The 23,154-nt window shown below is 67.3% G+C and carries 25 protein-coding genes; 20 read left to right on the top strand and 5 right to left on the bottom strand.

What is annotated here, in order from left to right:
- The first annotated feature begins 1 nt into the window (after nucleotide 1).
- The 16 genes from Q0833_RS03090 (at nucleotide 2) to Q0833_RS03015 (ending at nucleotide 15,548) form a co-directional block, all read left to right on the top strand.
- Complete coding sequence (locus tag Q0833_RS03090; RefSeq protein WP_298430161.1) at nucleotides 2-970, top strand: type II secretion system F family protein; 969 nt, start codon at nucleotides 2-4, stop codon at nucleotides 968-970.
- A gap of 16 nt (nucleotides 971-986) precedes the next feature.
- Nucleotides 987-1,955 carry a type II secretion system F family protein gene (locus Q0833_RS03085; RefSeq protein WP_367274934.1) on the top strand — a complete coding sequence of 323 codons (969 nt, stop codon included), beginning with the start codon at nucleotides 987-989 and terminating at the stop codon, nucleotides 1,953-1,955.
- On the top strand, nucleotides 1,955-2,524 hold the full coding sequence (locus tag Q0833_RS03080) for a tetratricopeptide repeat protein (RefSeq protein ID WP_298430157.1): 570 nt from the start codon (nucleotides 1,955-1,957) through the stop codon (nucleotides 2,522-2,524). Before Q0833_RS03085 ends, Q0833_RS03080 begins: the two co-directional genes overlap by 1 nt.
- A 37-nt stretch (nucleotides 2,525-2,561) precedes the next feature.
- Nucleotides 2,562-3,401 (top strand): tetratricopeptide repeat protein, encoded by an 840-nt coding sequence (locus tag Q0833_RS03075; RefSeq protein WP_298430156.1) that lies wholly within the window; start codon nucleotides 2,562-2,564, stop codon nucleotides 3,399-3,401.
- Between the two features lie 4 nt (nucleotides 3,402-3,405).
- Nucleotides 3,406-3,924 (top strand): prepilin peptidase, encoded by a 519-nt coding sequence (locus Q0833_RS03070; protein WP_298430154.1) that lies wholly within the window; start codon nucleotides 3,406-3,408, stop codon nucleotides 3,922-3,924.
- A 60-nt stretch (nucleotides 3,925-3,984) separates the two neighbouring features.
- A complete protein-coding gene (locus Q0833_RS03065) occupies nucleotides 3,985-5,304 on the top strand; it encodes an ATPase (protein WP_298430152.1) in 1,320 nt (439 codons plus the stop codon).
- Between the two features lie 144 nt (nucleotides 5,305-5,448).
- The gene (locus tag Q0833_RS03060; RefSeq protein WP_298430149.1) at nucleotides 5,449-5,892 is read left to right on the top strand and encodes a hypothetical protein; all 444 of its coding nucleotides are present in this window, start codon (nucleotides 5,449-5,451) and stop codon (nucleotides 5,890-5,892) included.
- Between the two features lie 206 nt (nucleotides 5,893-6,098).
- On the top strand, nucleotides 6,099-6,689 hold the full coding sequence (locus Q0833_RS03055) for a hypothetical protein (protein WP_298435117.1): 591 nt from the start codon (nucleotides 6,099-6,101) through the stop codon (nucleotides 6,687-6,689).
- 78 nt (nucleotides 6,690-6,767) lie between these two features.
- Complete coding sequence (locus Q0833_RS03050; protein ID WP_298430147.1) at nucleotides 6,768-9,170, top strand: ligase-associated DNA damage response DEXH box helicase; 2,403 nt, start codon at nucleotides 6,768-6,770, stop codon at nucleotides 9,168-9,170.
- A gap of 52 nt (nucleotides 9,171-9,222) precedes the next feature.
- On the top strand, nucleotides 9,223-9,888 hold the full coding sequence (gene pdeM / locus Q0833_RS03045; protein ID WP_298430145.1) for a ligase-associated DNA damage response endonuclease PdeM: 666 nt from the start codon (nucleotides 9,223-9,225) through the stop codon (nucleotides 9,886-9,888).
- Between the two features lie 9 nt (nucleotides 9,889-9,897).
- A complete protein-coding gene (locus Q0833_RS03040) occupies nucleotides 9,898-10,440 on the top strand; it encodes a lipocalin family protein (RefSeq protein ID WP_298430143.1) in 543 nt (180 codons plus the stop codon).
- A gap of 189 nt (nucleotides 10,441-10,629) precedes the next feature.
- Entirely contained in the window at nucleotides 10,630-11,616 is a 987-nt protein-coding gene (locus Q0833_RS03035; RefSeq protein ID WP_298430141.1) for a Hint domain-containing protein, read from the top strand.
- A 139-nt stretch (nucleotides 11,617-11,755) separates the two neighbouring features.
- Nucleotides 11,756-12,376 (top strand): 30S ribosomal protein S4, encoded by a 621-nt coding sequence (rpsD, locus tag Q0833_RS03030; protein ID WP_298430139.1) that lies wholly within the window; start codon nucleotides 11,756-11,758, stop codon nucleotides 12,374-12,376.
- Between the two features lie 133 nt (nucleotides 12,377-12,509).
- Nucleotides 12,510-13,250 carry a helix-turn-helix transcriptional regulator gene (locus Q0833_RS03025; protein ID WP_298430137.1) on the top strand — a complete coding sequence of 247 codons (741 nt, stop codon included), beginning with the start codon at nucleotides 12,510-12,512 and terminating at the stop codon, nucleotides 13,248-13,250.
- Nucleotides 13,251-13,346: 96 nt separating this feature from the next.
- On the top strand, nucleotides 13,347-13,733 hold the full coding sequence (locus Q0833_RS03020; protein ID WP_298430135.1) for a hypothetical protein: 387 nt from the start codon (nucleotides 13,347-13,349) through the stop codon (nucleotides 13,731-13,733).
- Nucleotides 13,734-14,126: 393 nt separating this feature from the next.
- Nucleotides 14,127-15,548: a saccharopine dehydrogenase C-terminal domain-containing protein gene (locus Q0833_RS03015; protein ID WP_298430133.1), complete on the top strand. Its 1,422-nt coding sequence runs from the start codon at nucleotides 14,127-14,129 to the stop codon at nucleotides 15,546-15,548.
- A gap of 24 nt (nucleotides 15,549-15,572) precedes the next feature.
- On the opposite strand, the gene Q0833_RS03010 is transcribed toward Q0833_RS03015, so the two are convergent.
- From Q0833_RS03010 to Q0833_RS03000, 3 genes are all read right to left on the bottom strand, one after another.
- Nucleotides 15,573-16,046, bottom strand: a complete 474-nt coding sequence (locus tag Q0833_RS03010) for a GNAT family N-acetyltransferase (RefSeq protein WP_298430132.1) — start codon at nucleotides 16,044-16,046, stop codon at nucleotides 15,573-15,575.
- A 125-nt stretch (nucleotides 16,047-16,171) separates the two neighbouring features.
- Nucleotides 16,172-16,924: a hypothetical protein gene (locus Q0833_RS03005; RefSeq protein WP_298430130.1), complete on the bottom strand. Its 753-nt coding sequence runs from the start codon at nucleotides 16,922-16,924 to the stop codon at nucleotides 16,172-16,174.
- Nucleotides 16,921-18,192: a hypothetical protein gene (locus Q0833_RS03000; protein ID WP_298430128.1), complete on the bottom strand. Its 1,272-nt coding sequence runs from the start codon at nucleotides 18,190-18,192 to the stop codon at nucleotides 16,921-16,923. The genes Q0833_RS03005 and Q0833_RS03000 overlap by 4 nt, the downstream gene beginning before the upstream one ends.
- Before the next feature lie 151 nt (nucleotides 18,193-18,343).
- On the opposite strand from Q0833_RS03000, the gene Q0833_RS02995 reads away from it, so the two are divergent.
- The 3 genes from Q0833_RS02995 to Q0833_RS02985 all read left to right on the top strand — a co-directional run bounded on the left by Q0833_RS02995 (nucleotide 18,344) and on the right by Q0833_RS02985 (nucleotide 20,997).
- Nucleotides 18,344-19,561 carry an MFS transporter gene (locus tag Q0833_RS02995; protein ID WP_298430126.1) on the top strand — a complete coding sequence of 406 codons (1,218 nt, stop codon included), beginning with the start codon at nucleotides 18,344-18,346 and terminating at the stop codon, nucleotides 19,559-19,561.
- A gap of 39 nt (nucleotides 19,562-19,600) precedes the next feature.
- Nucleotides 19,601-20,251 (top strand): peptide-methionine (S)-S-oxide reductase MsrA, encoded by a 651-nt coding sequence (gene msrA, locus Q0833_RS02990; RefSeq protein ID WP_298430091.1) that lies wholly within the window; start codon nucleotides 19,601-19,603, stop codon nucleotides 20,249-20,251.
- Nucleotides 20,252-20,334: 83 nt separating this feature from the next.
- Nucleotides 20,335-20,997 (top strand): DUF2726 domain-containing protein, encoded by a 663-nt coding sequence (locus Q0833_RS02985; protein WP_298430089.1) that lies wholly within the window; start codon nucleotides 20,335-20,337, stop codon nucleotides 20,995-20,997.
- Nucleotides 20,998-21,064: 67 nt separating this feature from the next.
- Here the strand turns inward: Q0833_RS02985 and Q0833_RS02980 are convergent, their stop codons facing one another.
- Nucleotides 21,065-21,271 (bottom strand): cold-shock protein, encoded by a 207-nt coding sequence (locus Q0833_RS02980; RefSeq protein WP_298430087.1) that lies wholly within the window; start codon nucleotides 21,269-21,271, stop codon nucleotides 21,065-21,067.
- A 189-nt stretch (nucleotides 21,272-21,460) separates the two neighbouring features.
- Nucleotides 21,461-22,468, bottom strand: coding sequence for a porphobilinogen synthase (hemB, locus tag Q0833_RS02975; protein ID WP_298430085.1), 1,008 nt, complete (start codon nucleotides 22,466-22,468; stop codon nucleotides 21,461-21,463).
- A gap of 97 nt (nucleotides 22,469-22,565) precedes the next feature.
- Between hemB and Q0833_RS02970 the strand changes: the two genes are divergently transcribed.
- Entirely contained in the window at nucleotides 22,566-23,126 is a 561-nt protein-coding gene (locus Q0833_RS02970; RefSeq protein WP_298430083.1) for a component of SufBCD complex, read from the top strand.
- Nucleotides 23,127-23,154: the final 28 nt, after the last annotated feature.

The raw sequence follows: 23,154 nt of genomic DNA, 5'->3' as shown, positions 1-23,154 counted from the left end.
CATGCAACTGTCGATCGAACCACTTATCTATATCGCGATCTTCGGGTCCATGCTGCTGGTCATCGGCGGCATCTATCTTCTGATCTTCGGCGAGAGCATCAAGCTCAACAATCGCGTCAACCGGCGCCTGGCTCTGATGGAGAAGGGCGCCACCCGCGACGAGGTCATGGCCCAGCTCCGCAAGGAGATGTCGCAGCACGACGGCGCCAAGCAGATCCCGCTCTATTCGCTGATTGCCGAGAAGGCGCAGAAGGCCAACCTCGCCTTCACGCCCGGCATGCTGATGGGGATCATGGCCCTGCTGGTCGTGCTGTCCTTCCTGATGATGACGCTATTCACCGGCGCCTCGCTTCCGATCCGGATCCTGATGTCGATCGTGTTCGGCATCGGCGCGGTCTATGTCTGGGTCAACGGCAAGGCCAAGAAGCGCCTCGCCCTGATGGAGGAACAGCTTCCCGACGCGGTCGAACTGATCGTCCGCAGCTTGCGCGTCGGCCACCCGCTGAACTCCGCCATCGGAATCGTCGCCAAGGAAATCGCCGACCCGCTGGGCTCCGAGATGGGGTTCATCGCCGACGAGGCCGCCTATGGCCGCGACATCCCCGAAGCGCTGCGCGCGCTGGCCGAGCGGGTCGAGCTGCAGGATCTGCGCTTCCTCGCGGTGGCCGTCGCCATCCAGCAGAAATCCGGCGGCAACCTGGCCGAGATCCTCGAGGGCCTGTCGAACGTCGTCCGGGCGCGGTTCAAGCTCTTTCGCAAGGTCAAGGCGATCACCGCCGAGGCGCGCTGGTCGGGCGTGTTCCTTTCGGCCTTCCCGATCCTCGCGCTCGTGGGCATCAACGTCATGAAGCCCGACTACTACACGGACGTGAAGGACACCGCCTATTTCATCCCGGCCGCCGCGGTCGTCTGCGTCTTCCTCCTCGTGAACGTCGTGTTCATGCGGATGATGGTCAACATCAAGGTCTGAGGGGCCCGCCATGGACATGATCACATCCGTCATCGAGGGCATGCTTGGACCGGACGGCATGATGTACGTTGCGGGCGCCGCCGGGGTTCTCCTCGTGCTGCTCGCGCTGCCGATGCTGCTGACCAAGAAGACCGATCCGCTCGACCGCATCGCGCGCGAACGCAAGGAACAGGCGCTCGAAGGCGCGCCCGAGATGCTGAACCGTCACGGCACCCGGAACGAGCATCTCGCGAAATACGCGCAGCTCCTCGATCCGCAGGACGCCGAGGAGATGACGAAGGCGCGCAAGCTCCTGATCCAGGCGGGCTATACCCATCGCGACGCCGTGCGGACGCTGACCGCCGCACAGCTTCTGCTGGGCCTCGGCCTGCTGGTGCTCGGCGTGCTCTACAGCTTCCTTCTGGCGGGCGACCTGACCCTCGTGAAACAGATCAGCTACACGCTCATCCCCGGCGCGGTCGGCTACTACGCCCCGAAATACTGGGTGCAGAAGCGCGTCGCCAAGCGTCAGGAAGAGATCCAGCAGGGCTTCCCCGACGCGCTCGACCTCCTTCTGGTCTGCGTTGAGGCGGGCCAGTCGCTCGATCAGTCCATCATCCGCATGGCCACCGAGATCGAGCCGTCCTACCCCGCGCTGGCCGGCGAATTCCTGATGGTCGCGCAGGAGATGAAGGCCGGCAAGGACAAGCCCGACGTGCTGCGCGCCATGGCCGAGCGCTGCGACATCAACGATATCACCAGCTTCGTGACCGTTCTGATCCAGTCCGCCACCTTCGGCACCTCGATCGCCGACGCCTTGCGCGTCTACGCCAACGAGATGCGCGACAAGCGGGTCATGCGCGCCGAGGAAAAGGCCAACGTGCTGCCGACCAAGCTGACCGTGGGCACGATGATGTTCTGTGTTCCCCCTCTCCTTATCATCCTGATCGGGCCGTCGCTCCACGGCATCGCCGATACCCTCGGCGGCGGCGGGGTCGGGTTCTGATGCGCCGCGCGGCGCTCCCCCTCCTTCTCGTGGCCGCACTGGCCTCTGGCTGCGTGCAGGGTGTCAGCGGACGCGGCGCGGTGCCCGAGGACGGGCTCCTGCCGCCGGGCACCGCCAAGGGTCCGGGGGTCGATCCGCTCATTGTCGGCGACCGCCTTCTTGCCGCCGGCGAGCCCGAGCTCGCCCTCGAAAGCTACATCCGCGCCGGGATCGAAGGCGACGGCCTCACCCCCGAGGTGCAGCTCGCGATGGCGACCGCCAATATTGAACTGGGCCGCCTCGGACAGGCCGAAGCACAACTGCGCACCCTCGTCGCCGCCGAGCCGCGCAATGCCCGAGCGCTCAACAATCTGGGCGTCGTCCTTCTCGAACAGGGTGAGACCGGCGAGGCCCATCGCGTCTTCAAGACTGCGTTCGCGTTGCAACCCTCGCCGGAAATCCGGGAGAATCTGCGCGTTTCCTCTTCCCGTATGGTGATCCCCGTCTACGATGACGGCCAAGATGACACCTTCACGCTGACGCGGCGGACGAACGGGACCTGGGGTCTCAGCCCACCGCGCGGCGGATAACAAAAACCGAAGGTATCGAGCAGAAAAGGACGCAAAAATGCGCCACCCGATCTTCCTGACCCTCGCTCTCGGGGGCAGCCTGGCCCTGTCGGCCTGCAATTCCACCGATGGCGACGTCACCCGCGCGATCGACAGCGTGCGCAACGAGCAGGGCGGCATGCGCGACGTCATGCTGACCGTCGCCCAGCCGACCGAGGCGGTGGCCTTCTTCAAGCGCGAGACGGCGGCCGGACCCGACGACGTCGAAGCGCATCGCGGCCTCGCCCAGAGCCTGATCCGCGCCGGTCGCCCGACCGAGGCTATCCTCGTCTGGCGCGACGTCCTCGAGATGGAGGGCGCGACCCATGACGACCGGGTCGATCTGGCCGACGCGCTGATCCGGACGTCGGACTGGACCGAGGCGAAGGCCGTGCTCGACACGATCCCGCCGACCCACGAGACCTTCAAGCGCTACCGCCTCGAGGCCATGGTCGCCGACAGCCAGCAGCAATGGTCGAAATCCGACAGCTTCTACGAGACCGCCGTCGGCCTGACGACGACGCCCGCGGGCGTGCTCAACAACTGGGGCTTCTCGAAACTGACGCGCGGCGACAGCGAGGCGGCCGAACGGCTCTTCACCGAAGCGATCACCTATGACGACGATCTTTTCACCGCGAAGAACAACCTCGTTCTCGCGCGCGCGGCGCGGCGCAGCTACGCCCTGCCCGGCATCCGCATGAACCAGGAACAGCGCGCACAGCTTCTGCACACCGCCGGGCTCGCCGCGATCAAGCAGGGCGATGTAGATATCGGCCGCAACCTGCTGCAGGACGCGATCGACACGCATCCGCGTCACTTCGAGCCTGCGGTCCGCGCGCTGCAGGCGCTGGACGCCTGACGGCATGGACGGACTGACGATGCTTGCCGCCACGCCGCTCGAGGGGCTCGTCCTCGGGCTCCTCTCGCTCCCGATCTGCGTCTACGTCGCTTATACCGACCTGTCGCAGATGAAGATCCGCAACACCGCGGTGCTGGCGCTCTTCGTGGTTTTCGTGGTGGCCGGTCTCTTCGTTATCACGCCGCTCGTCGAATACCTGTGGCGCTTCGTCCATCTCGCGGTGGTGCTCGCGGCGGGGTTCGTCCTGACGATGATCCGCGCCGTCGGGGCGGGCGACGCGAAGTTTGCGGCCGCCATGGCGCCCTTCGTGGCCCTGCCCGACCTTCCCGAGGTGCTGATCCTGTTCGCGATCCTGCTGGTCGTCACTTGGGTCGGGCACCGCATCATCCGGTCGATTCCCGCGATCCGCAACCTCGCGCCGGACTGGCGGAGCTGGTCCGAGAAGAAGGACTTCCCGATGGGGATCACGCTGGCCGCGACGCACCTGACCTATCTCGGCCTTGCCGCCGCTGGCCCCGGTTAAGACAGTCTCAACGGGCCGGGTGCGACACTTCCGGGCCGCGACGCACGAGAGGACGATGCCATGAACATGCAGCCCGATCCGAGCATCACGGGCGTTCCCGCCCCGGCCCAGCCCAAGACGCTGGCCGATACCGGCCTGACGCCGGTCATGCTGCGCGACATCATGCTGAAGACGTGCTTTCGCAAATCCGTCGACACAACGCGCGAGATCGCGGCCGCCATCGCGCTGCCGCCGGCGCTGACGCAGCAACTCGTCGACAACGCGCGCGAGGCCGGGCTGATGCAGGCCACCGGCACGATGCATGCCGGCGCCTCCTCCGAGATGGGGTTCACGCTGACCGAGGCGGGCAAGGCCCGTGCGCTCGATGCCCTGACGCAGTCGGAATACTACGGCGCGCTGCCCGTCCCGCTCGAGGCCTACAAGACGCAGGTCAAGGCGCAGTCGATCAAGAACATCCACATCAACCGCGAGCGGCTGATCGCCGCGATGGGCCATCTGATCCTGCCCGACGGGCTGATCGACCAGCTCGGACCGGCCGTCGGATCGGGCAAGTCGGTTCTGATGTACGGTCCCCCCGGCAACGGGAAATCGTCCATCGCCGAGGGCATACGCGCAGCCCTGGGCGACAACATCTGGGTGCCGTCCGCCATCGAGTACGCGGGCCAGGTCATCACGGTCTTCGACCCAATCGTCCACACCGCGGTCGAGCAGGTGAATGACGAGAACGCGCTCAGGAAGTCGAACGTGCGGGTCGATCCGCGCTACGTGCTCTGCAACCGGCCGACGGTGATGACCGGCGGCGAGCTCATGCTGAACATGCTCGATCTGAACTACAACTCGGTCGCGCGCACCTACCAGGCGTCGCTGCAGCTCAAATCGTCCGGCGGGGTGTTCATCGTCGACGACCTCGGCCGCCAGGAGGAGCCGCCGCAGAAGCTCGTCAACCGCTGGATCGTTCCGATGGAGATGGGCTACGACATCCTCGCGCTGCAATCGGGCGAGAAATTCGAGGTGCCGTTCGACACGCTCGTGGTCTTCTCGACCAACTTCCATCCCAACAAGATCTTCGACGTCGCGGCGTTGCGCCGGATCTTCTTCAAGGTTCTGATCGACGGCCCGACCCAGGGCGAGTTCCTCAAGATCCTCGCCATGGTCGCCAAGAAGAAGAAGTTCGCCCTCGACGAGCAGGCGCTCGTCCACCTCCTGAAGTCGAAATACCCCGAGATCGATAACATCTACGCGAATTACCACGCGCCGTTCCTGATCGACCAGATGATCGCGACCTGCAACTTCGAGGGCATGGAATACCGCATGACCCCTGAGCTCGTGGACCGCGCATGGGCCAATCTCTTCGTCGAGGAGGGCGATATCGTCCACTGACGCGCGCCGCCTGCCTGTCCTGCACGACTCCACAAAACCCACCGATTGCCACAATCGACGCTGCACCCCGCCCGAATCCTGCCCGACTGCCTCGTTAATCACGATTCCAACGAACAAGACGACAGCACCGGGAGAGACCTTCAGATGACCACCACAGCCAAGACCCGCTTCACCCGTATCGTGAACCTGACGGGTATCGCCGTCCCCGGCGCGTTGGTGGCCGGTGTGATCGCCGCGGGATCGACCGTTATGATGGACATGCGCGGCAACGACATGCACACGCTCGACGCCGAAACGATCCACTCGGTCGAGTTCATGTCCCAGGCCGAGGATGCCATCGCGACGGCCTGCAACGCCACCGGATGCCTTCCCGAGGATCTGTCCGCCGTGATCTCCGCCGGTGCGGCCGCGATGTCCGAAGGCGACCTTCGCGAAGCGCTCCGGCTGCAGGCCATGACCCTGGCCGAGAACGGGCGCAAGCTCGACGCCGCAGGGATGACCGAGGCCGCGCGCGCCACGATCCGTGCCGAAACCGAGGCCGAACTCCTGATTGCGTCGCTCTACCGCGCCGAGCTGCGCCGCCGCTGATCCCCGCACCGCACCGTGCCGATGACGGCCCTGCCCACAAAGGGCGGGGCCGTCTGCGTTTTAGGCTCCAAAGCCACCTACATTTCCCGAAATCGCACCAATCCGAACGGTATCGGGCCACATAGGTGCCCGAATCCCCCGTCAGGTTAACCGCCAAGGACGCAGGTCCCCCACTCCGAAAACACCGCGAACACAGGACAATGAACATGACCTTCAAGCCCCAGACCTTCCTCTCTGACGATTCCGGCGCCGTGACCGTCGACTGGGTCGTTCTTACCGCCGCCCTCGTCGGTCTCGGCCTCGCCGTCATGGGCGTCGTGTCCACCGGCGTGCAGGACATCTCCGGCGACATCGACGGCCAGCTGAAGTCCGACGACATCATCCAGGTCGCCTTCACGGACGGCGCCGCGAGCTTCGAAGCCGCCGCCGCCGCTCTGGGCCTCGACCCGTCGGCCGAGATCGCGGGCATGACGAACCTGACCAACGAGCAGATCGGCACGGCCGTCGCATCCACCGCCAGTGCCGCCGCGATGAGCCAGGCCGCCCTCGACGATTTCGGCGCCGCCTACGCCGCCTTCGAATCCGGCACCGGCTGGCAGACGACGACGACGACGTATGACCCGATCCTCGATCAGGACGTCACGACGACAACCGCCAACACCTTCTCCTATGGCGGCCAGACCTACAGCGACGTCTCGGGCGTCCAGACCACGGCCGACACCCTCGGCGCGCAGGCCACCTACGACGCGGGCCGCGCCACGGCCTACCAGAACGAGGCGACCGAGCGCGGCATCTAATCCCCGCTCCGTCATCGATCGAAAGGGCGTCCCGCGGGGCGCCCTTTCTCTTTGGGTCGCCAAGGTTATCTCCGACCCATGGACCTGCCCCCCGCCCTCTCCGCCTTCTTCGAACGCCGCCACTGGCGCCTGCATCCGCATCAGCGCGACATGCTCGAGCGAAAGGATGCGCCCAGCCTCCTGCTCATCGCGCCCACCGGCGGCGGCAAGACGCTTGCAGGCTTCCTGCCGACCCTCGTGGAATGCGCGGAGGGCCATGACGGTCTCCACACGCTCTACGTCTCGCCCCTGAAGGCGCTGGCCAATGACATCCGCCGCAACCTCGCGACCCCGATCGAGGAGGCGGGCCTGCCCATCCGCGTCGAGGACCGCACCGGCGACACCTCCTATACCAAGCGGCAGCGCCAGCGCGCCGACCCGCCCCATGTCCTCCTGACGACGCCCGAATCCCTCGCGCTGATGATCTCCTACCCCGATGCCGCCCGCACCTTCGCGGGCCTACAACGCGTCATCGTCGACGAGATCCACGCGCTGGCCGACAACAAGCGCGGCGATCAGTTGATGCTCGCCCTCTCGCGCCTTCAGACCCTCGCGCCGGGCCTGCGCCGCGTCGGCCTCTCGGCCACCGTCGACGATCCCGGCGTGATCGCGCATTACCTCGCGCGCCATCCCGACCCCTGCCCCATCGTTCATGCCGATCCCGGCCCGCCCCCCGACATCGCGATCCTCGACACCGAGGAGGCACCGCCCTGGGCCGGCGCGGGCGGGCGCTATGCCATTCCGGCCGTGCTGGAGCAGGTCCGCCAGCACGCCACCACGCTGATCTTCCACAACACCCGTGCGCAGGCCGAGATCTTCTTTCACAATCTCTGGCTCGCCAACGAGGACGACCTGCCCATCGGCATCCACCACGGCGCGCTGGCCAAGGAAGCGCGCCTGCGAGTCGAGCAGGCGATGGTCGCGGGCGAGCTGAAGGCGATCGTCGCCACCGGGTCGCTCGACCTCGGGATCGACTGGGGCGATGTCGACCTGGTGATCCAGATCGGTGCCCCGAAGAAGGTCAAGTCACTTGTCCAGCGCATCGGCCGCGCCAACCACCGCTACAACGCGCCCTCGAAGGCCCGACTCGTCCCCGCGAACCGCTTCGAGGTGATCGAGTGCCACGCCGCCCTCGAAGCCGTCCGCGCGGGCGAGCTGGACGGCGACCTGCGGCTCGACGGGCCGCGCGATGTCCTCTGCCAGCACATCGCCTGCGTCGCCTGCGCGGCCGACTTCCATGAGGACACGCTCTTCGCCGAGATCCGCTCCGTCGGTCCGTATTCCACCCTCAGCCGCGCCGCCTTCGACGAATGCCTCGAATTCGTGGCGACCGGCGGCTACGCGCTTCGCGCCTATGACCGCTACCAACGCCTCAAGGAACGAAGCCCCGGCGTATGGGGCCTGCGCGATCCCCGCGCGGCGCGTCAGATCCGCATGAACCTCGGCACGATCATCGACACGGACAAGCTCAAGGTCCGCTTCAAGGGTCGTGGCGGCATGCCCCTGGGCGAGATCGAGGAAGGCTTCGCGTCGACCCTGTCGCCCGGCGATACCTTCCTGATGGGCGGCCAGATCGTCCGCTACGAGAACATGCGCGAGCTGACCGTCGAGGTTTCGCCCCGCCCCAACAAGGAGCCCCGGATCGCGACCTATATCGGCTACAAATGGACCACATCGGTCCAACTGGCCGCCCGCATCCAGGACATGCTCCACGAGCAGCGCTTCGACGCGCTGCCCGATCACACCCGCACCTGGCTCGAGCTTCAGGCCGAGGTCTCGACCATGCCCGAACCCGGTCGCCTGCTGGTCGAGCAGTTCCCGCGCGACGGCCGCCACCATGTCTGCATCTACGGCTTCGCGGGCATCAACGCGCACCAGACCCTCGCCCTCCTCGTGACCAAGGGGATGGAGGAGAACGGCCTCGACCCGCTGGGCTTCGTCTCGAACGACTACGCGACGCTGATCTGGGGGCTGAAGCCCGTCGGCGACATCCGCCCCTATCTGCAACATGACGGCGTCCACGCGGCACTCGAAAGCTGGCTGAACGGCAACGCGGTGATGAAGCGGACCTTCCGCAATGCGGCGATCATCGCGGGCCTGATCGACCGCAACTATCCCGGCAAGCGCAGCACCGGGCGACAGGCCGCCTTCTCGTCGGACATTCTCTACGACACGCTCCACCGCTACGACCCCGACCACCTGATGCTCAAGATCACCGAGGAGGAGGCGATGCGCGGCCATATCGACTTCGGCCGGGTCGAACTCCTCCTGAACACGGTGGGCGACCGCATCGACCAGGTGAAGCTCGATCGCGTGACGCCCCTGGCCGCGCCGATGTTCCTCGAACGCGGCATCGTGCCGATCAAGGGCCGCGGCGAAGGCAAGCTGATGCTCGAGGAGGCAGAGAAGCTGATGGCCGAAGCCGGCCTCTCGCTCGAGTGACGCGACGCCCCGTCCCCTTGCCCTCGCCGCCGCGCCGTGATTCACCGGACAAATGCGGAACGCCCATGCCTTCAGCTTCGCCGGCGAACACCTCGTCGCGCGCCCGTCCGGGGCCCTGCACTGGCCGGCGGCGCGCCTTCTGGTGGTCAGCGACCTGCATCTGGGCAAGTCCGAACGCATCGCCCGCCGCTCCGGCATGCTCGTCCCGCCCTACGAGACGATCGACACGCTGACGCGGCTGCAGGACGACATCGCGGCAACCGACCCGGCGGTCGTCATCTCGCTCGGCGACAGCTTCGACGACATGGCGGCGGCGGATGCGCTCGACCCGTCCGACATCGCGTGGATCGAAGGGTTGATGGCCGGGCGCGACTGGACCTGGATCACGGGCAACCACGACCCCGCGCCCACCGGCCTCGGCGGTCACGCGGCCGAGGGCGTGACTTGCGGCCCCCTGACCTTCCGCCACATCGCCACCGAGCACGGACGCCACGAGGTGTCAGGCCATTACCACCCGAAGGCCGCGCTTTGCGTGAAGGGGCGCAACATCTCGCGGCCCTGCTTTCTCCATGACGGCAACCGCCTCATCATGCCGGCCTACGGGACCTATACCGGCGGGCTGCGCTCCCGCGACCGGGCGTTGACCGACCTGATGGGTGCGCAGGCCCGCGCGATCCTCGCGGGGTCGCCCATGGTCGAGATCCCGATGCCGCGCTAGGCTCGCCCGATGATCCGCGCCCTCGCCCTCGCCCTGACCCTCACGGGATGCGCCGCCGCGGTGGCACCACTCCTGCCGTCCTATCGCGACACCACGGTCGCCATCGCGTCCAAGGCCGATTTCGATCCGTCCCGCTTCGCCGGCCTATGGCACGAGGTCGCGCGCTTTCCCGTCGCTTTCCAATCCGACTGTCCCCGCGCGACAGCAGAATACGCCGCGCCCACGGGCGACCGGTTGCGTCTGCGCAACACCTGCCGGACGGCGGACGGCACGGCCATCCGCGCCATCACCGGCGATGCCACCGTGATCGGACCGGGCCGTCTGCGGGTCGAGCTGTCGGGCGTGCCCTTCGCCGCACCGCTCTGGGTTCTCTGGGCGGACGCGGATTACCGCACGGCCGTGCTGGGTCAGCCCAACGGGCGTGCGGGCTGGATCCTGAACCGCGATCCGGCCATTCCCGAGGACCGTTTGCGCTCCGCGCTGACGGTGCTCGACTTCAATGGCTACGACACGACGCAACTCCGCTACGCACCCCCGAATCGTTTGCGTTAATTTTGAATCGTTTGTGATTTTCTTCGCCCGATTCGCGAATCGGTATTTGACGTGCGAATCACCGGTGGGGTAGAACATCCCTACCAGCCCGGAAGTGGCGGGAAACATAACAATATTAAGACGTTGGGGCAGGCAATCATGTCGGGGACATGTGCTGGGGCACAGGTCATATCCACCGTACAGGCGCGGGTGGACGGAGGTTTTCCGTCCGCCCGCAACCCGTTTCCGAAGGGCGCGTCCTTTCGCTGGTTCGGCCCGCCCTTGCGGCTCGACGGCGACCGATCCGCGCTCCTTTTGCCACAGGCGACCGGCCTCGCCGAACTCCGCACCCACCTTCCGGCCGCCATCGCCAAGCTCTCGCGTTCTCGCGGTGATGCGACGGCGCCGGCGATCCAACTCGACCCCTGGGATGATCCTGAAACGCTGATCCTTTCGGATGGCGAGCAGCATTGGTCCGCCCACCTGATCGAGACCGCGTCGGGCGACACCCTTCTGCATTTCGCGGACGACCTGCCGCCGCCGAACACCGAACTCCGCGTGGCGCAGACACCGGTTCTGCGCGTCCCCGCCCCCGCCCGCGATCCGATCTGCTTCACCGAAGGCACAGTGATCGACACCGAGGATGGCCCCCGCGCGATCGAGGCCCTCTATCCCGGCGACCGCGTCCTGACCCGCGACGACGGCCCGCAGGAGATCCTCTGGATGGGTCTTCGCCGGATTTCCGGCGCGCGGCTCTATGCCATGCCGTCGCTGCGCCCGATCCGCATCCGCGCGGGCATGCTCGGGGCGGATCATGGCGCGGACCTGCTCGTCTCGCCGGGGCACCAGTTGCTCGTGGACGGCCCGAAGCCCCGCGCGCTCTGGGGCGAGGCGGAGGTGCTCGTGCGGGCGCGCGACCTCGTGGACCATGTCGCCATCCTTCCGGAACGCGGCCGGCGCGAGGTGATCTACGTTCATCTCCTCTTTGCGCGCCACCAGGTGATCTATGCCAACGGCGCCCCGACCGAGAGCTTCCATCCCGCCGAGGCGGATCTGGAGCATCTGAACCCGGTCGAACGCGAGGAACTGGCCGAGATCTGTGCGCCCGAGGCCTATGGCCCCGCCGCGCGCCGCATCCTGACCCCGGCCGAGGCCGCGATCCTGCGACATGACGGGGCGCCGCGGCACCTTTCTTGACACCCTGAGCGGCGCGTCATAAAGCGCGGCTTCCATTGGTGTTGGTGGCCCCCGCGAGGGGATGCCTGTCAGGCTTCGGCCAGAGGACAACGCCCTTCATAGCGCCCCGCCGGGCGCGCTCTATCGAAGGAGATCAGCCGTGACCAAACGCACGTCTGCCAAGTACAAGCTCGACCGCCGCATGGGCGAGAACATCTGGGGTCGCTCGAAGTCCCCGGTCAATCGCCGCGAATACGGCCCGGGCCAGCACGGTCAGCGCCGCAAGGGCAAGCTGTCCGATTTCGGCCTGCAGCTTCGCGCCAAGCAGAAGCTGAAGGGCTATTACGGCGACCTGACCGAGAAGCAATTCAAGCGCATCTTCGCCGAAGCCGCCCGCGTCAAGGGCGACACCGGCGAGAACCTGATCGGCCTGCTCGAGCGTCGTCTCGACGCCGTCGTCTACCGCGCCAAGTTCGTGCCGACCGTCTTCGCCGCCCGCCAGTTCGTGAACCACGGCCACGTCCTCGTGAATGGCAAGCGCGTCAATATCCCGTCCTACCGCGTCAAGGAAGGCGATGTCGTCTCGGTCCGCGACAAGTCCAAGCAGCTGGCGCTCGTCCTCGAGGCCACCCAGTTGGCCGAGCGTGACGTGCCCGACTACCTCGATGCCGACCACGGCAAGCTCACCGCGACCTTCGTGCGCACGCCGGGCCTCGGCGACGTGCCCTACCCGGTGATGATGGAGCCGAACCTCGTCATCGAATACTACGCTCAGAACTGATCCGCCGGGGGGCCCGCCCCGTCGCGCATATCGGCAAGCAAAGGACGCGCCCCCAGGGGCGCGTTTTCTTTTTGCGCGGCGCCTCGGACTCGGTGCATCGTGGTCACGCCCTGGCGCGGTACGGGAGGTATGGATGGAGGACAGCGGCGGCACGTTGAACGGGTTGATCGACGCGGTCGATACCTTCGCCGCCGCGACCGATGGCGACGACGCGTGGCGGCGCGCCGTGGCGTTGGTCGAAGACGAAGATGCAAATGCCCTGAACATCGCCGAATGCATGGCCGACGGGACCCCGGTCTGGTTCCGCAGCTCGATGTCGGAGGCTTGGCTCAATGACTATTTCGACCAGACATTTCACCATATCGACCCGCTCCTGCTGGCGGGCTGCCGCGGCGAACGGGTCCTGCGGATGACCGATGGCCGTATTGACGGCATCGTCGGCGACACGGCACCCGAGCGGGCCTTGTGCGATCAGATCGTAAGCTGGGACTACCGTGTCATCGACTTCTGCACCTACACGGCCCCCGAACCGGGCAGCTTCAAGGCCATTGCCATCGCGAGGGCCGCGGATGCCCCCGCGCCGGACCGTCGGGCACAGCTCCGCGCCGCCGTCATCGCCGCCGCGATCGGCCCGCCCGAGACGCGCGACAGCCCCGGCGCCACGCCGCTGATGGACCCCGCGCTCAGCACCCGCGAGCGCGACGTGCTGCGCTATCTCGCCGCCGGGCATCGCAACGACGCGATCGCGTTCCGCATGAAGATCGCCGAGGTTACCGTCCGCGCCCACGCCGCCCAAGCCCGCCGCAAGCTCGGCGCCGCTACCCGAGAACAGGCCATCGCGCTGGCCATCCGCTCGGGTCAGCTTCGGCTCTGAAGCTATCGGATTCGATAGGTTTTCACCCCGGCCCTCCCCCTCGATGATCGCCGCAGAACGACCCGTCCGAGGTCGGCAGATTACGAAGGGAATACGATGAAACTGATATCCACGCTCGCGGGAGCCGCACTCCTCCTGGCCGGCTGCGTCGAGACCGACGCGGGCTCCGACGGCTTCGTCCGCGTCACAGACGAAGCCGCCTTCCGGGCCGCCGTCGTCGGGCGCGATCTCGTCAACGCGAATGGCGGCAACGGCAACTTCTTCCGGCTGAACGCGGACGGGTCGGTCTCGGGCAACTATGGCCGCGGCGCCCTTCAAGGGTCCTGGAGCTTCGAGGACGGTTACTGGTGCCGGACCTGGACGGCGGGCCTGAAGCCGGAATCGCTCGGCAGCGACTGTCAGCTTGCGGAACTGGCGGTCGGCCAGGTCGCGCTGACGCGCAACCGGGGCGAGGGCAACCGCGGCGTCTTCGACATCCGCTAGCCGTTGAGCCTTCGATCGCCCGGCGCCTAAGCCGGACTGCAGGTCCTCCAAGCGCCCGCGAGACCCACGCGGCGACGTGCGTAACGAGTGCGGGACCGTCTCCCACCGGGGGAGGCGGTCCCATTTTGCTGTCGCGTTGGGTGCTTCGCGCGGCGGCGGCTCCATCGTGAACCGCGCGCATCCTGAGACCGGACAGGATCGGGGCGATCGCGCCGATCGTCGTCAGAAGGACATCGCAGAGCAACCCGAGCAGAAGGAGCGTTTCGTCATAAGGGCGAGGATCCCGAGCATCCCCGTCCCTGTCCCATCCCACGGCCCAAGCCGACCCGGTATCGGTTTTCATCTTCGGGCGCGGGTCCTATGTCTCGGCCTGCGATCAGAGGAGCTATCGAGATGCCAAGCGACCATCCCATTCACGCGCGGATCGACGGCGCGATCGTCATGATCGGCTTCGGCTCCATCGGTCGCGGGACGCTGCCCCTGATCGAGCGTCATTTCGAGTTCGACCGCTCCCGCCTGCTCGTCATCGAGCCCGCCGAGGCCGGATGTGCCGATCTGGCCGCCCGCGGCATCGCGCATCGGCAGGTCGCGTTGACGCCCGACAACTACCGCGAGGTGCTGGGCGAGGTGCTGACGCCCGGCGCAGGGTTCTGCGTGAACCTCTCGGTCGACACCTCGTCGCTCCATCTGATGCGCTTCTGCCGCGAGATCGGCGTGCCCTATATCGACACGGTCGTGGAGCCATGGGCGGGCTTTTATTTCGACGATCTCGAGAATGCCGAGCGGACGAATTACGCGCTCCGCCAGAAGGTCCGCGACGAGAAGGCGGCGAACCCGGGCGGGACGACCGCCGTGTCGTGCTGCGGCGCCAATCCCGGCATGGTGTCCTGGTTCGTCAAGGCGGCGCTCCTGCGGCTGGCCGAGGAAACCGGCGCGGAGGCCTCGGCCCCCGCCGACCGCGACGGCTGGGCGCGGCTGATGCAGACGCTCGGCGTGAAGGGCATCCATATCGCCGAGCGCGACACCCAGGCCCGCGACACGCCCCGCCCACGCGACGTCTTCGTCAACACCTGGTCCGTCGAGGGCTTCATCGCCGAAGGCTTCCAGCCCGCCGAGCTGGGCTGGGGCACGCACGAGACCTGGTTCCCCGAGAACGCCCGTCGCCACGGCACCGGCTCGCAGGCGGCGATCTGGCTGAACCGGCCCGGCGCGATCACGCGGGTCCATACCTGGTGCCCGACGCCGGGCCCGCAATTCGGCTTCCTGGTCACCCATAACGAGGCGATCAGCATCTCCGACTACTACACCGTCGGCGCGGGGGCCTCGCCCGACTACCGCCCGACCTGCCACTACGCCTACCATCCCTGCGACGATGCGGTGCTCAGCCTTCACGAGATGTTCGGCTCCGGCCGCCAACAGGAGGCGCATCACATCCTCTCCGAGGACGAGATCGTGACCGGCATCGACGAGCTGGGCGTCCTCCTCTTCGGGCACGAAAAGAACGCGCTCTGGTACGGATCACGGCTGTCGAACGAGGAAACCAAGCGCCTCGCCCCGGACCAGAACGCCACCGGCCTTCAGGTCACCTCCGCCGTCCTCGCCGGGATGGTCTGGGCGCTCGAGAACCCGAATGCCGGCATCGTCGAGACCGACGAGATGGACCACGCCCGCTGCCTCGAGATCCAGACCCCGTATCTCGGTCCCGTCGAGGCGCACTACACCGACTGGACGCCCCTTCAGGACCGCTGGCAGCACTTCCCCGAGGATATCGACGAAAGCGACCCGTGGCAGTTCAGGAACGTGCTGGCGAGTTGAGGGCGGCCACGCAGACGCCTGTCATCATTCGGTATTCAGCCGGTACTTGAGAAAGGTCGATCCGTCATAATCGACCTCGCCGACGAAAAGGGCCCCGAGCCTGCCGAGCGCACCAAGGTGCCTGCGCGTCGGCGGCAGCATGAAGGTGACGAACGGAATGCGCGGATCCGAATTGGCGAAAGCGATCGCCTTCTTCGAGATGCGCACGCCCAGGCCGAAGAATTCGGGCTTGAGAACGAGACCGTAATCCCATTCATCTCCTTCCTTCTGGAAGCCACCCCAGCCGACATACGCTTGGTCGATCAGGAAGGCCCAATGCCCGAGCCCATCGCGGCGCCAGGATGCCTCCTTCATGGCGACGAATTTGGTGACGGCGGCGTCATCCCATTCTGATGTCAGGAGGGGCATGTGTTCCGCGACGCGGGGGTCGGACATGTGATCCCTGATGTCGCCGGGATCAATCGCGGGCAGCCGCGTGAATGTTATCTCGCCTCGCATTTCTGCGTCCGCCCACATTGGTTCTTAGGCCGGCATAGAGGTGTAGCTTCGGGCAAACAACGTAATGCCAGCCACGCAGAGGCGAGCTCACGCGATCTTGTAACCCCCAACCGAGGTCGGCCCTCTCACTCCGTCACCACGTCCCAATCTACCAGCTCCTCGCCGGTCAGGATGTAGATTTCGTCCGCCGGAGTCGCCATGGCAGGGCCCATGATGCCGAGGTCGATGCCCATGGCATCCAGATGCGCCAGCACCTCGGCCTGGCCGCGCTGGACGTCCTCGACGGCAAGGAAGGCCGGCAGCAACGTCGATTCCCCGAAGGAATGCTGATGGACGCCCAGCCGCGCATCCTCCGAGACGGTGCGTGCGACGCCGCCGGTGAACATGTAGGGGCAGGCCGAGAAGCACACCGCGCCCGGAGCCAGCGCAGTGTCGAGGCCCAGCGCGCGGATGGTGCGCCCGATATCCAGCGCGTCGGACACGCTGCCGCCGGGGCTGTCCAGCTGGACCAGTTCGGCCGCTTCGGCCTCGAGCGCGCGGACGATGCGCTCGCCGTCGCCCGGCTCGACCGCGCCGCGCAGCAGGACCGTCGGGCGATCGCCCTCGACCGTGCTCAGGATCAGGCGACGGGGCATGTCGGGATCGACCCCCGGCCCCGGATGCGCGGGATCGCGCGGGCGATAGCGCCGGGTCTGATCGCCGGGCCGGGTCGGCCGGTCGAGCGCGGGCGCGTCCGAGGGCGACATCAGCCCCGGCACCGCGGGCGCGAGGTCGATCAGGACCAGCACCGCCGCGATGGCGATCTGCCCCCCCAGCAGCCAGCGCAGCGTCCGGCGCTCGGGATGGGTCTTGGCGGCGGGGGCAGCCTCCTCGGTCATTCGGCGGCCTCTCGGGGCACGGGCGCGGGCCCGTCCGACAGCACGCGCGCCGCGGGTCCGCCCAGCCCTTCGGCGGCCTCGACCTCGCGCAAGGCGAGGACGGCGGCGCGCAGTTCGGCCACGGTCATCGCGTCTTCGGCGCTTGCGGGTTCGCGACCCGCGCGGATCGCGGCCTGCGCGACGGCGACGATCAGGACGAGCACCGCCGGCAAGAGGTCGATCGCGATGGCACCCGCCCAAGACGGCGCGAAGTTGCGCGCGTAGAGGATCACCGCGTCCGCGGTCGAGATCGGCGTGTAGACCACCTCGGGCGCGGGTTCGAGCGCCAGCACCTCGGCGGCCGCCGCCTGCAACGTCTCGGCCCGGCGGCCCAGCACCTCGAGCAGGGACGTGATCGTCGCGGCCTGCGCCGCCTGCCCGCCCGCGTCGCCCGCATCGAGGCGCGGCAGGACAACCGATTGCGCCAAGTCCCGCGCCGCGCGGTCCACCAGCGGGGCCACCGAGAGCTGCCGCAGCGTGGTGATGACGCCAGCCAGCCGCACGGCCTCCTCCGAGAACTCGACCGACCGGTCCTCGACCGCGCCGGGAGCCACGGTCAGCGCGCGCATCCGCGACAGGATCGCGTTGCCCTCGATGAAGGCGGCTTCGACCAGCGGGTCCTGCGCGGCGATCTGGGCGTCGAGCACGGCGAGCTCGTCGGACTTCTGGACCAGCACCCGGAACACCGCGCCGCGCCCGGCCAGCCCCGAGAGATCGCCATCGGCCTCCTGCTCGGAGAGGTCCTCGAAGCCTTGCCGTGTGCGCCCGACATCGAGGCCCAGCGCCTGCGCCTGCAACGTCACCTCGTGGGTCCGCTCCAGCGCGGCCTGGTAGTCCTGAACGGTCCGCGCCAGATGCTGCTCGACCGCCGCGGAGCCCGCCAGCGCCGCCGCGTTCAGCCAGGATGACATCGCGACGATCGCCGCCGAGCCGAGGACCATCGCGGCCACCAGCCAGAGCCGCGTCGCCGCCGTCCGCATCGCGGGCAGCAGCCGCAGCATGTAGGACCAGAAGACGAAGATCCCCGTCGAGACCGCCGCCGAATAGGCCATCGCGGCAAAGAGCGAGAGCGCGCCGCCATCGTCGAGGAGACCCCGCACCCCGAGATAGGTGTAGATCCCCGAGGCCACGGCGAGCACGCCCAGCGCCGCGGAGGTGAAGCTGCCCAGCCAGTCGAGATGGCCCTCGACCTCCCGCGCGTGGCGCAGGCCCTTGGTATCCCGTGTCATTCGCGGTCCCCCTGTCAGCCTCAAAGGATGGGCGCGGCGGGCCGGGATGACAAGCGCACCGCCTGTGTTACCGTCCGCGCACAGCCCCGGTCCGCCAGCGCGCACCCCGCCCCCGCTGGACACACCTGCCCCCGAGGCGTAGCCCGAACCCATGCGCCTCGCCGACACAACCAGCCTGCCCGTCTGGCGCCGCCCCAAGGCGCTGTTGATGCTGATGGCGGCGATCATGCCGGTGGCCTTCGCGACGTGGTCGGCGCTCCTGAACAACTTCACGATCGAGGTTGCGGGCTTCGATGGCGCCGATATCGGCTGGCTGCACACGGTGCGCGAGATCCCGGGCTTCTTCGCCGTCGGCGTCATCGCGATCATCATCTTCGTGCGCGAACAGACTCTCGCGCTCGTCTCGCTCATCCTGCTGGGCGTCGCCACCGCGCTCACCGCGCAATTCCCCAGCCTCGCGGGCATCCTCACGATCACGATGCTCAGCTCGATCGGCTATCATTACTACGAAACGGTCAACCAGAGTCTTCAGCTCCAATGGCTGTCGAAGGCCGAAGCGCCCCGCATGCTCGGCACCCTGCTGGCCGTCGGGTCCGGCGCGACCTTTCTCGCCTATGCCTGCATCGTCCTGACCTGGCGCGCCTTCGACCTCAGCTACGACCTCGTCTACTGGCTCGCGGGCGGCCTGACCGCGACTGTCGCCGCCGCGTGCTTCCTCCTCTTTCCGCAATTCGAGGCCCCGCACCCGCAGACCAAGCGCATGATCCTGCGCCGCCGCTACTGGCTCTACTACCTGCTGCAGTTCATGTCGGGCGCCCGTCGCCAGATCTTCATCGTCTTCGCGGGCTTCATGATGGTCGAGCGCTTCGGCCTCGACGTCCATCAGATCACGGCGCTCTTCATGTCGACGCTGGTCGTCAACATGGTCTCGGCCCCGCTTGTCGGCCGGGCCGTCGGCCATTTCGGCGAGCGGGTCGCGCTGATGATCGAATACGCGGGTCTCTTCCTCGTCTTCCTGCTCTATGCCGGGCTCTACGTGTTCGACTGGGGCGTTTGGATGGCCGCCGCGCTCTTCATGGTCAACAACGTGTTCTTCTCGCTGGCGCTGGCCATCAAGACCTACTTCCAGAAGATCGCGGCCCCCGGCGACATCGCCCCCACGGCGGCCGTGGCCTTCACGATCAACCATATCGCGGCGGTCTTCCTGCCTGCGGCGCTGGGCTATCTCTGGCTGACCTCGCCGGTCTCGGTCTACCTCCTGGCGGCCGGGATGGCGGGGCTGTCCTTCGCGCTCTCGACGCTCGTGCCCCGCCATCCGGTGCCCGGCCACGAGACCCGCTTCGCCCGCCCCCTCGCCGCGGCCGAGTAGCGCACCTACATAAGGGCCAACCGACGAAGGAGCCCTTTGATGTTCAACCTGCTGCGCCCCAAGGCCGAAATGATCTCCGAAGATGCCGCCCTGCCCGGTCGCGGCACGCCCATCCCGCTGACAGGCACGCATCACGTCTTCGGCACCCCGCTTTCGAACGAGGTGCCGGACGGTATGGCGGAGGCGATGTTCGGGATGGGCTGCTTCTGGGGGGTCGAGCGAATGTTCTGGCAACTGCCGGGCGTTCACATGACGCTCGTCGGCTATGCGGGCGGCTTCACGCCCAACGCCACCTACGAGGAGGTGTGCTCGGGCCGCACCGGCCACAACGAGGTCGTGCGCGTCATCTACGACCCCGCCAAGGTCACGTATGACGACCTCCTCCGCGTCTTCTGGGAGGGTCACGACCCGACCCAGGGCATGCGGCAGGGCAATGACCGCGGCACGCAGTACCGCTCGGGCATCTACACCTATTCGGACGCCCAGCGCGCTGCCGCGACCGCCTCGGCCGAGGCCATGGCGCCCCGCCTGCGCGACGCGGGCTACGGCGCGATCACCACCGAGATCGTCGACGCCCCCCTCTTCTACGCCGCCGAGGAGTACCATCAGCAATACCTCTCGAAAAACCCGAACGGCTATTGCGGCATCGGCGGTACGGGCGTGACCTGCCCGATCGGCACGGGGGTGTAGGGGGACCGCGGTCGCCGCGCTTCGGTCATTCATTCGCCGCAAGGACCCCCGATTGAGGTCTTGTCAGATGTGCGGAGATTGGAATGACGACGCTTCTTGCCACCGCCGCGCTCCTTAGCGGCCTCCCTGCGATGGCGGCGACGAGTCTCACGCTTGCAGTGGCGTTTCTTGCGTTGGTCATCCTACTGGTCGGTCTGACGACGGGCAAGCGGACGCGCGCCGCGCGAACGTCTGAGCGATCCGCATCGCAAGACGGCGCACGGCAGGCACTTCGCGACAGCGAGGTCAAGGCAGTACAGATAATGAGCCGCGAGCAGCTCGGAGTCGACCGCGTGATCCGGTGCCACCTGTCGGGGCGAGGACTGCATGTGAACCCCGAAGTCAGCCTGTCCGCGGTCTTCCGCGTGACGAACCCTGGAAATCCGAAAGACGCATACCGCGCTTTCGCGTCGATCCGTCAGAAGTACGTGGATTTCCTCATCACCGACGCGGACCACCGGCCCATTTGCGGTGTGGAGTATCACGGCTCGGGCCACAACTCCGGCAACGCTGCGCGTCGCGATGCAGCGAAAGCGGAGGCGTTTTCGCAAGCTGGCCTGCCGCTGATCGTGGTGTCTAAAGGCTTCGACGCCAATGACCTTGGTCGCCAGATCGATATCGCCGTGGGGACAAGACATGGCCGTCCCGCCTCCCGTCGGAGGTCAGCGACAGGATATCCGGACAGCGTAGGGGTCGCGGCCGAGTAGTAGCACCCAACCCAACGCAAAAGGGCGCCCCGAGGGGCGCCCTTCCGTGTCGCGGGTCAGCGTCGCCTCAGGCGAGCTGGATGTTCGTCGCGCTTTCGCGGCCGTCACGGCCGGGCTCGATGTCGAACGTCACCTTCTGGTTGTCGGCGAGGTCGGTCAGACCCGCGCGCTCGACGGCAGAGATGTGCACGAACACGTCCTTGCTGCCGCCATCGGGCGCGATAAAGCCGAAGCCTTTGGTGGAATTGAACCATTTGACGGTGCCAGTTGCCATCGTCGGTCTCCTTTAGTTCGTCTGCCCGCGGGATGCGGCAGGTCGGCTAGTACAGTGCAGGATCGAGACACTGAGCCACAAAGGGAGAGCCATCGACAGTCACAACGTCGCGATCCCCATGTGGGCCTCCGCCGCGCATAATGCAAGGGCTGTGTTCGAAGCGGGCCGGATCGGCGGGATTCCCCCGCGTCAGGACCATCCGGCGCGGATCAGCCGTGCGGCCTCCGGCGCAAAATAGGTCAGGACGCCGTCACAGCCCGCCCGGCGGAAGGCCATCAGGCTCTCCATCATCACCCGTTCGCCGTCGATCCAGCCATTGCCCGCCGCCGCCCGGATCATCGCGTATTCGCCCGATACCTGGTAGGCATAGGTCGGCACATCGAAGCGGTCCTTCACGCGCCGCACCATGTCGAGATACGGCATGCCCGGCTTCACCATCACCATGTCCGCGCCCTCGGCGAGGTCCATCTCGACCCCGAGCAAGCCCTCGCGCGCATTGGCCGGATCCAGCTGATAGGTCTTCTTGTCGCCCTTCAGCGCCCCCGACGCGCCCACCGCGTCGCGAAACGGGCCGTAGAACGCGCTCGCGTATTTCGCGGCGTAGGACATGATCGACACGTCGACATGGCCCGCCTCCTCGAGCGCCGACCGCATCGCGCCGATCCGGCCGTCCATCATGTCCGACGGCCCGAGGATGTCCGCCCCCGCCTCGGCCTGCGCCAGCGCCATGCGCACGAGCGCCGCGACGCTCTCGTCGTTGACGATCACGCCGCCCCTGACGATCCCGTCATGGCCCTGCGCGTTATAGGGATCGAGCGCCACATCCGTCATCACGGCGATATCCGGCACCTCGGCCTTGATCGCGCGGATCGCACGGTTCGACAGGTTCTCGGGGTTCCACGCCTCTTCGCAGAGGTCGGTCTTCAACGCCGGATCGGTATAGGGAAAGAGGCAGATCGCCGGGATGCCCGCGTCCCAGGCCTCGGCCGCCGCCTCCACCGTCAGATCGACCGAGCGCCGGATCACGCCGGGCATCGACGCCACCTCCTGCGTGACACCCGTCCCGTCGCACACGAAGACCGGCCAGATCAGGTCGTCGCAGGACAGTCGCTCTTCGCGGGTCAGCGCGCGCAGCGCCGGCGTCCGCCGGGTCCGGCGGGTCCGCGTCGCGGGGTAATCGGCAAACCGTCTTGTCATCGTCGCATCTCCCTCACCGCCGCATGGGTGGCACGACCGCACCACCGCCATCAAGCCGCTGCGGGCGCGCTTGCAATCGGGGGGGCGCGCGGGCGACATGGGCGCCGAACGGACCGGGACGGCGACGCAGGTGAATTTCTACTTCCTTCAGACGGCGTTGGAGGTCATCGACTTCCGCTCGTTCTCGAACCTCTGGTTCTGGATCGCGCTGGCCGTGCTCTGGTCGACCGCGTCCCACTGGGTCGTCGGCGTGCCCTTCGACATGGTGCGACGGGCCGCGCGAGGCCACGAGGCGTCGCTGCGCGACATGCACGCGCTCGCCAATATCCAGTCACGCCGCCTGCTGTTCATCGCCGATGCCACCGGCCTCATCTCGACGGGCTTCACCTTCTTCGCGATCTCTTCGCTGGCTCTGCTGGGCTTTCTCTACCGGATCGAGTTCGCGCAGGCGCTCCTGCTCCTGTTCCTGCCGATGATGATCGTCGGCTGGCTGTCGCTGATGACCGCGCGAAAGGTCGCGGGGCTCGACGCGATCGACCTCGGGAACCTCCTCGCGGCGCATCGTCGCAAGGTGCAGTTCGTGGGCATCATCTCGATCTTCGTGACGTCGATGTGGGGCATGTGGACGAACCTGAACCAATCCGTCCTCGGCGGCTGACGGCGCATCGCAGGGCGGACAGGCATCG

It is taken from the genome of uncultured Jannaschia sp., from assembly GCF_947503795.1.
Taxonomy (GTDB): Bacteria; Pseudomonadota; Alphaproteobacteria; order Rhodobacterales; family Rhodobacteraceae; genus Jannaschia.
Note: the sequence above shows the minus strand (reverse complement) of the source record. Positions and strands in the feature narration are given on the sequence as shown.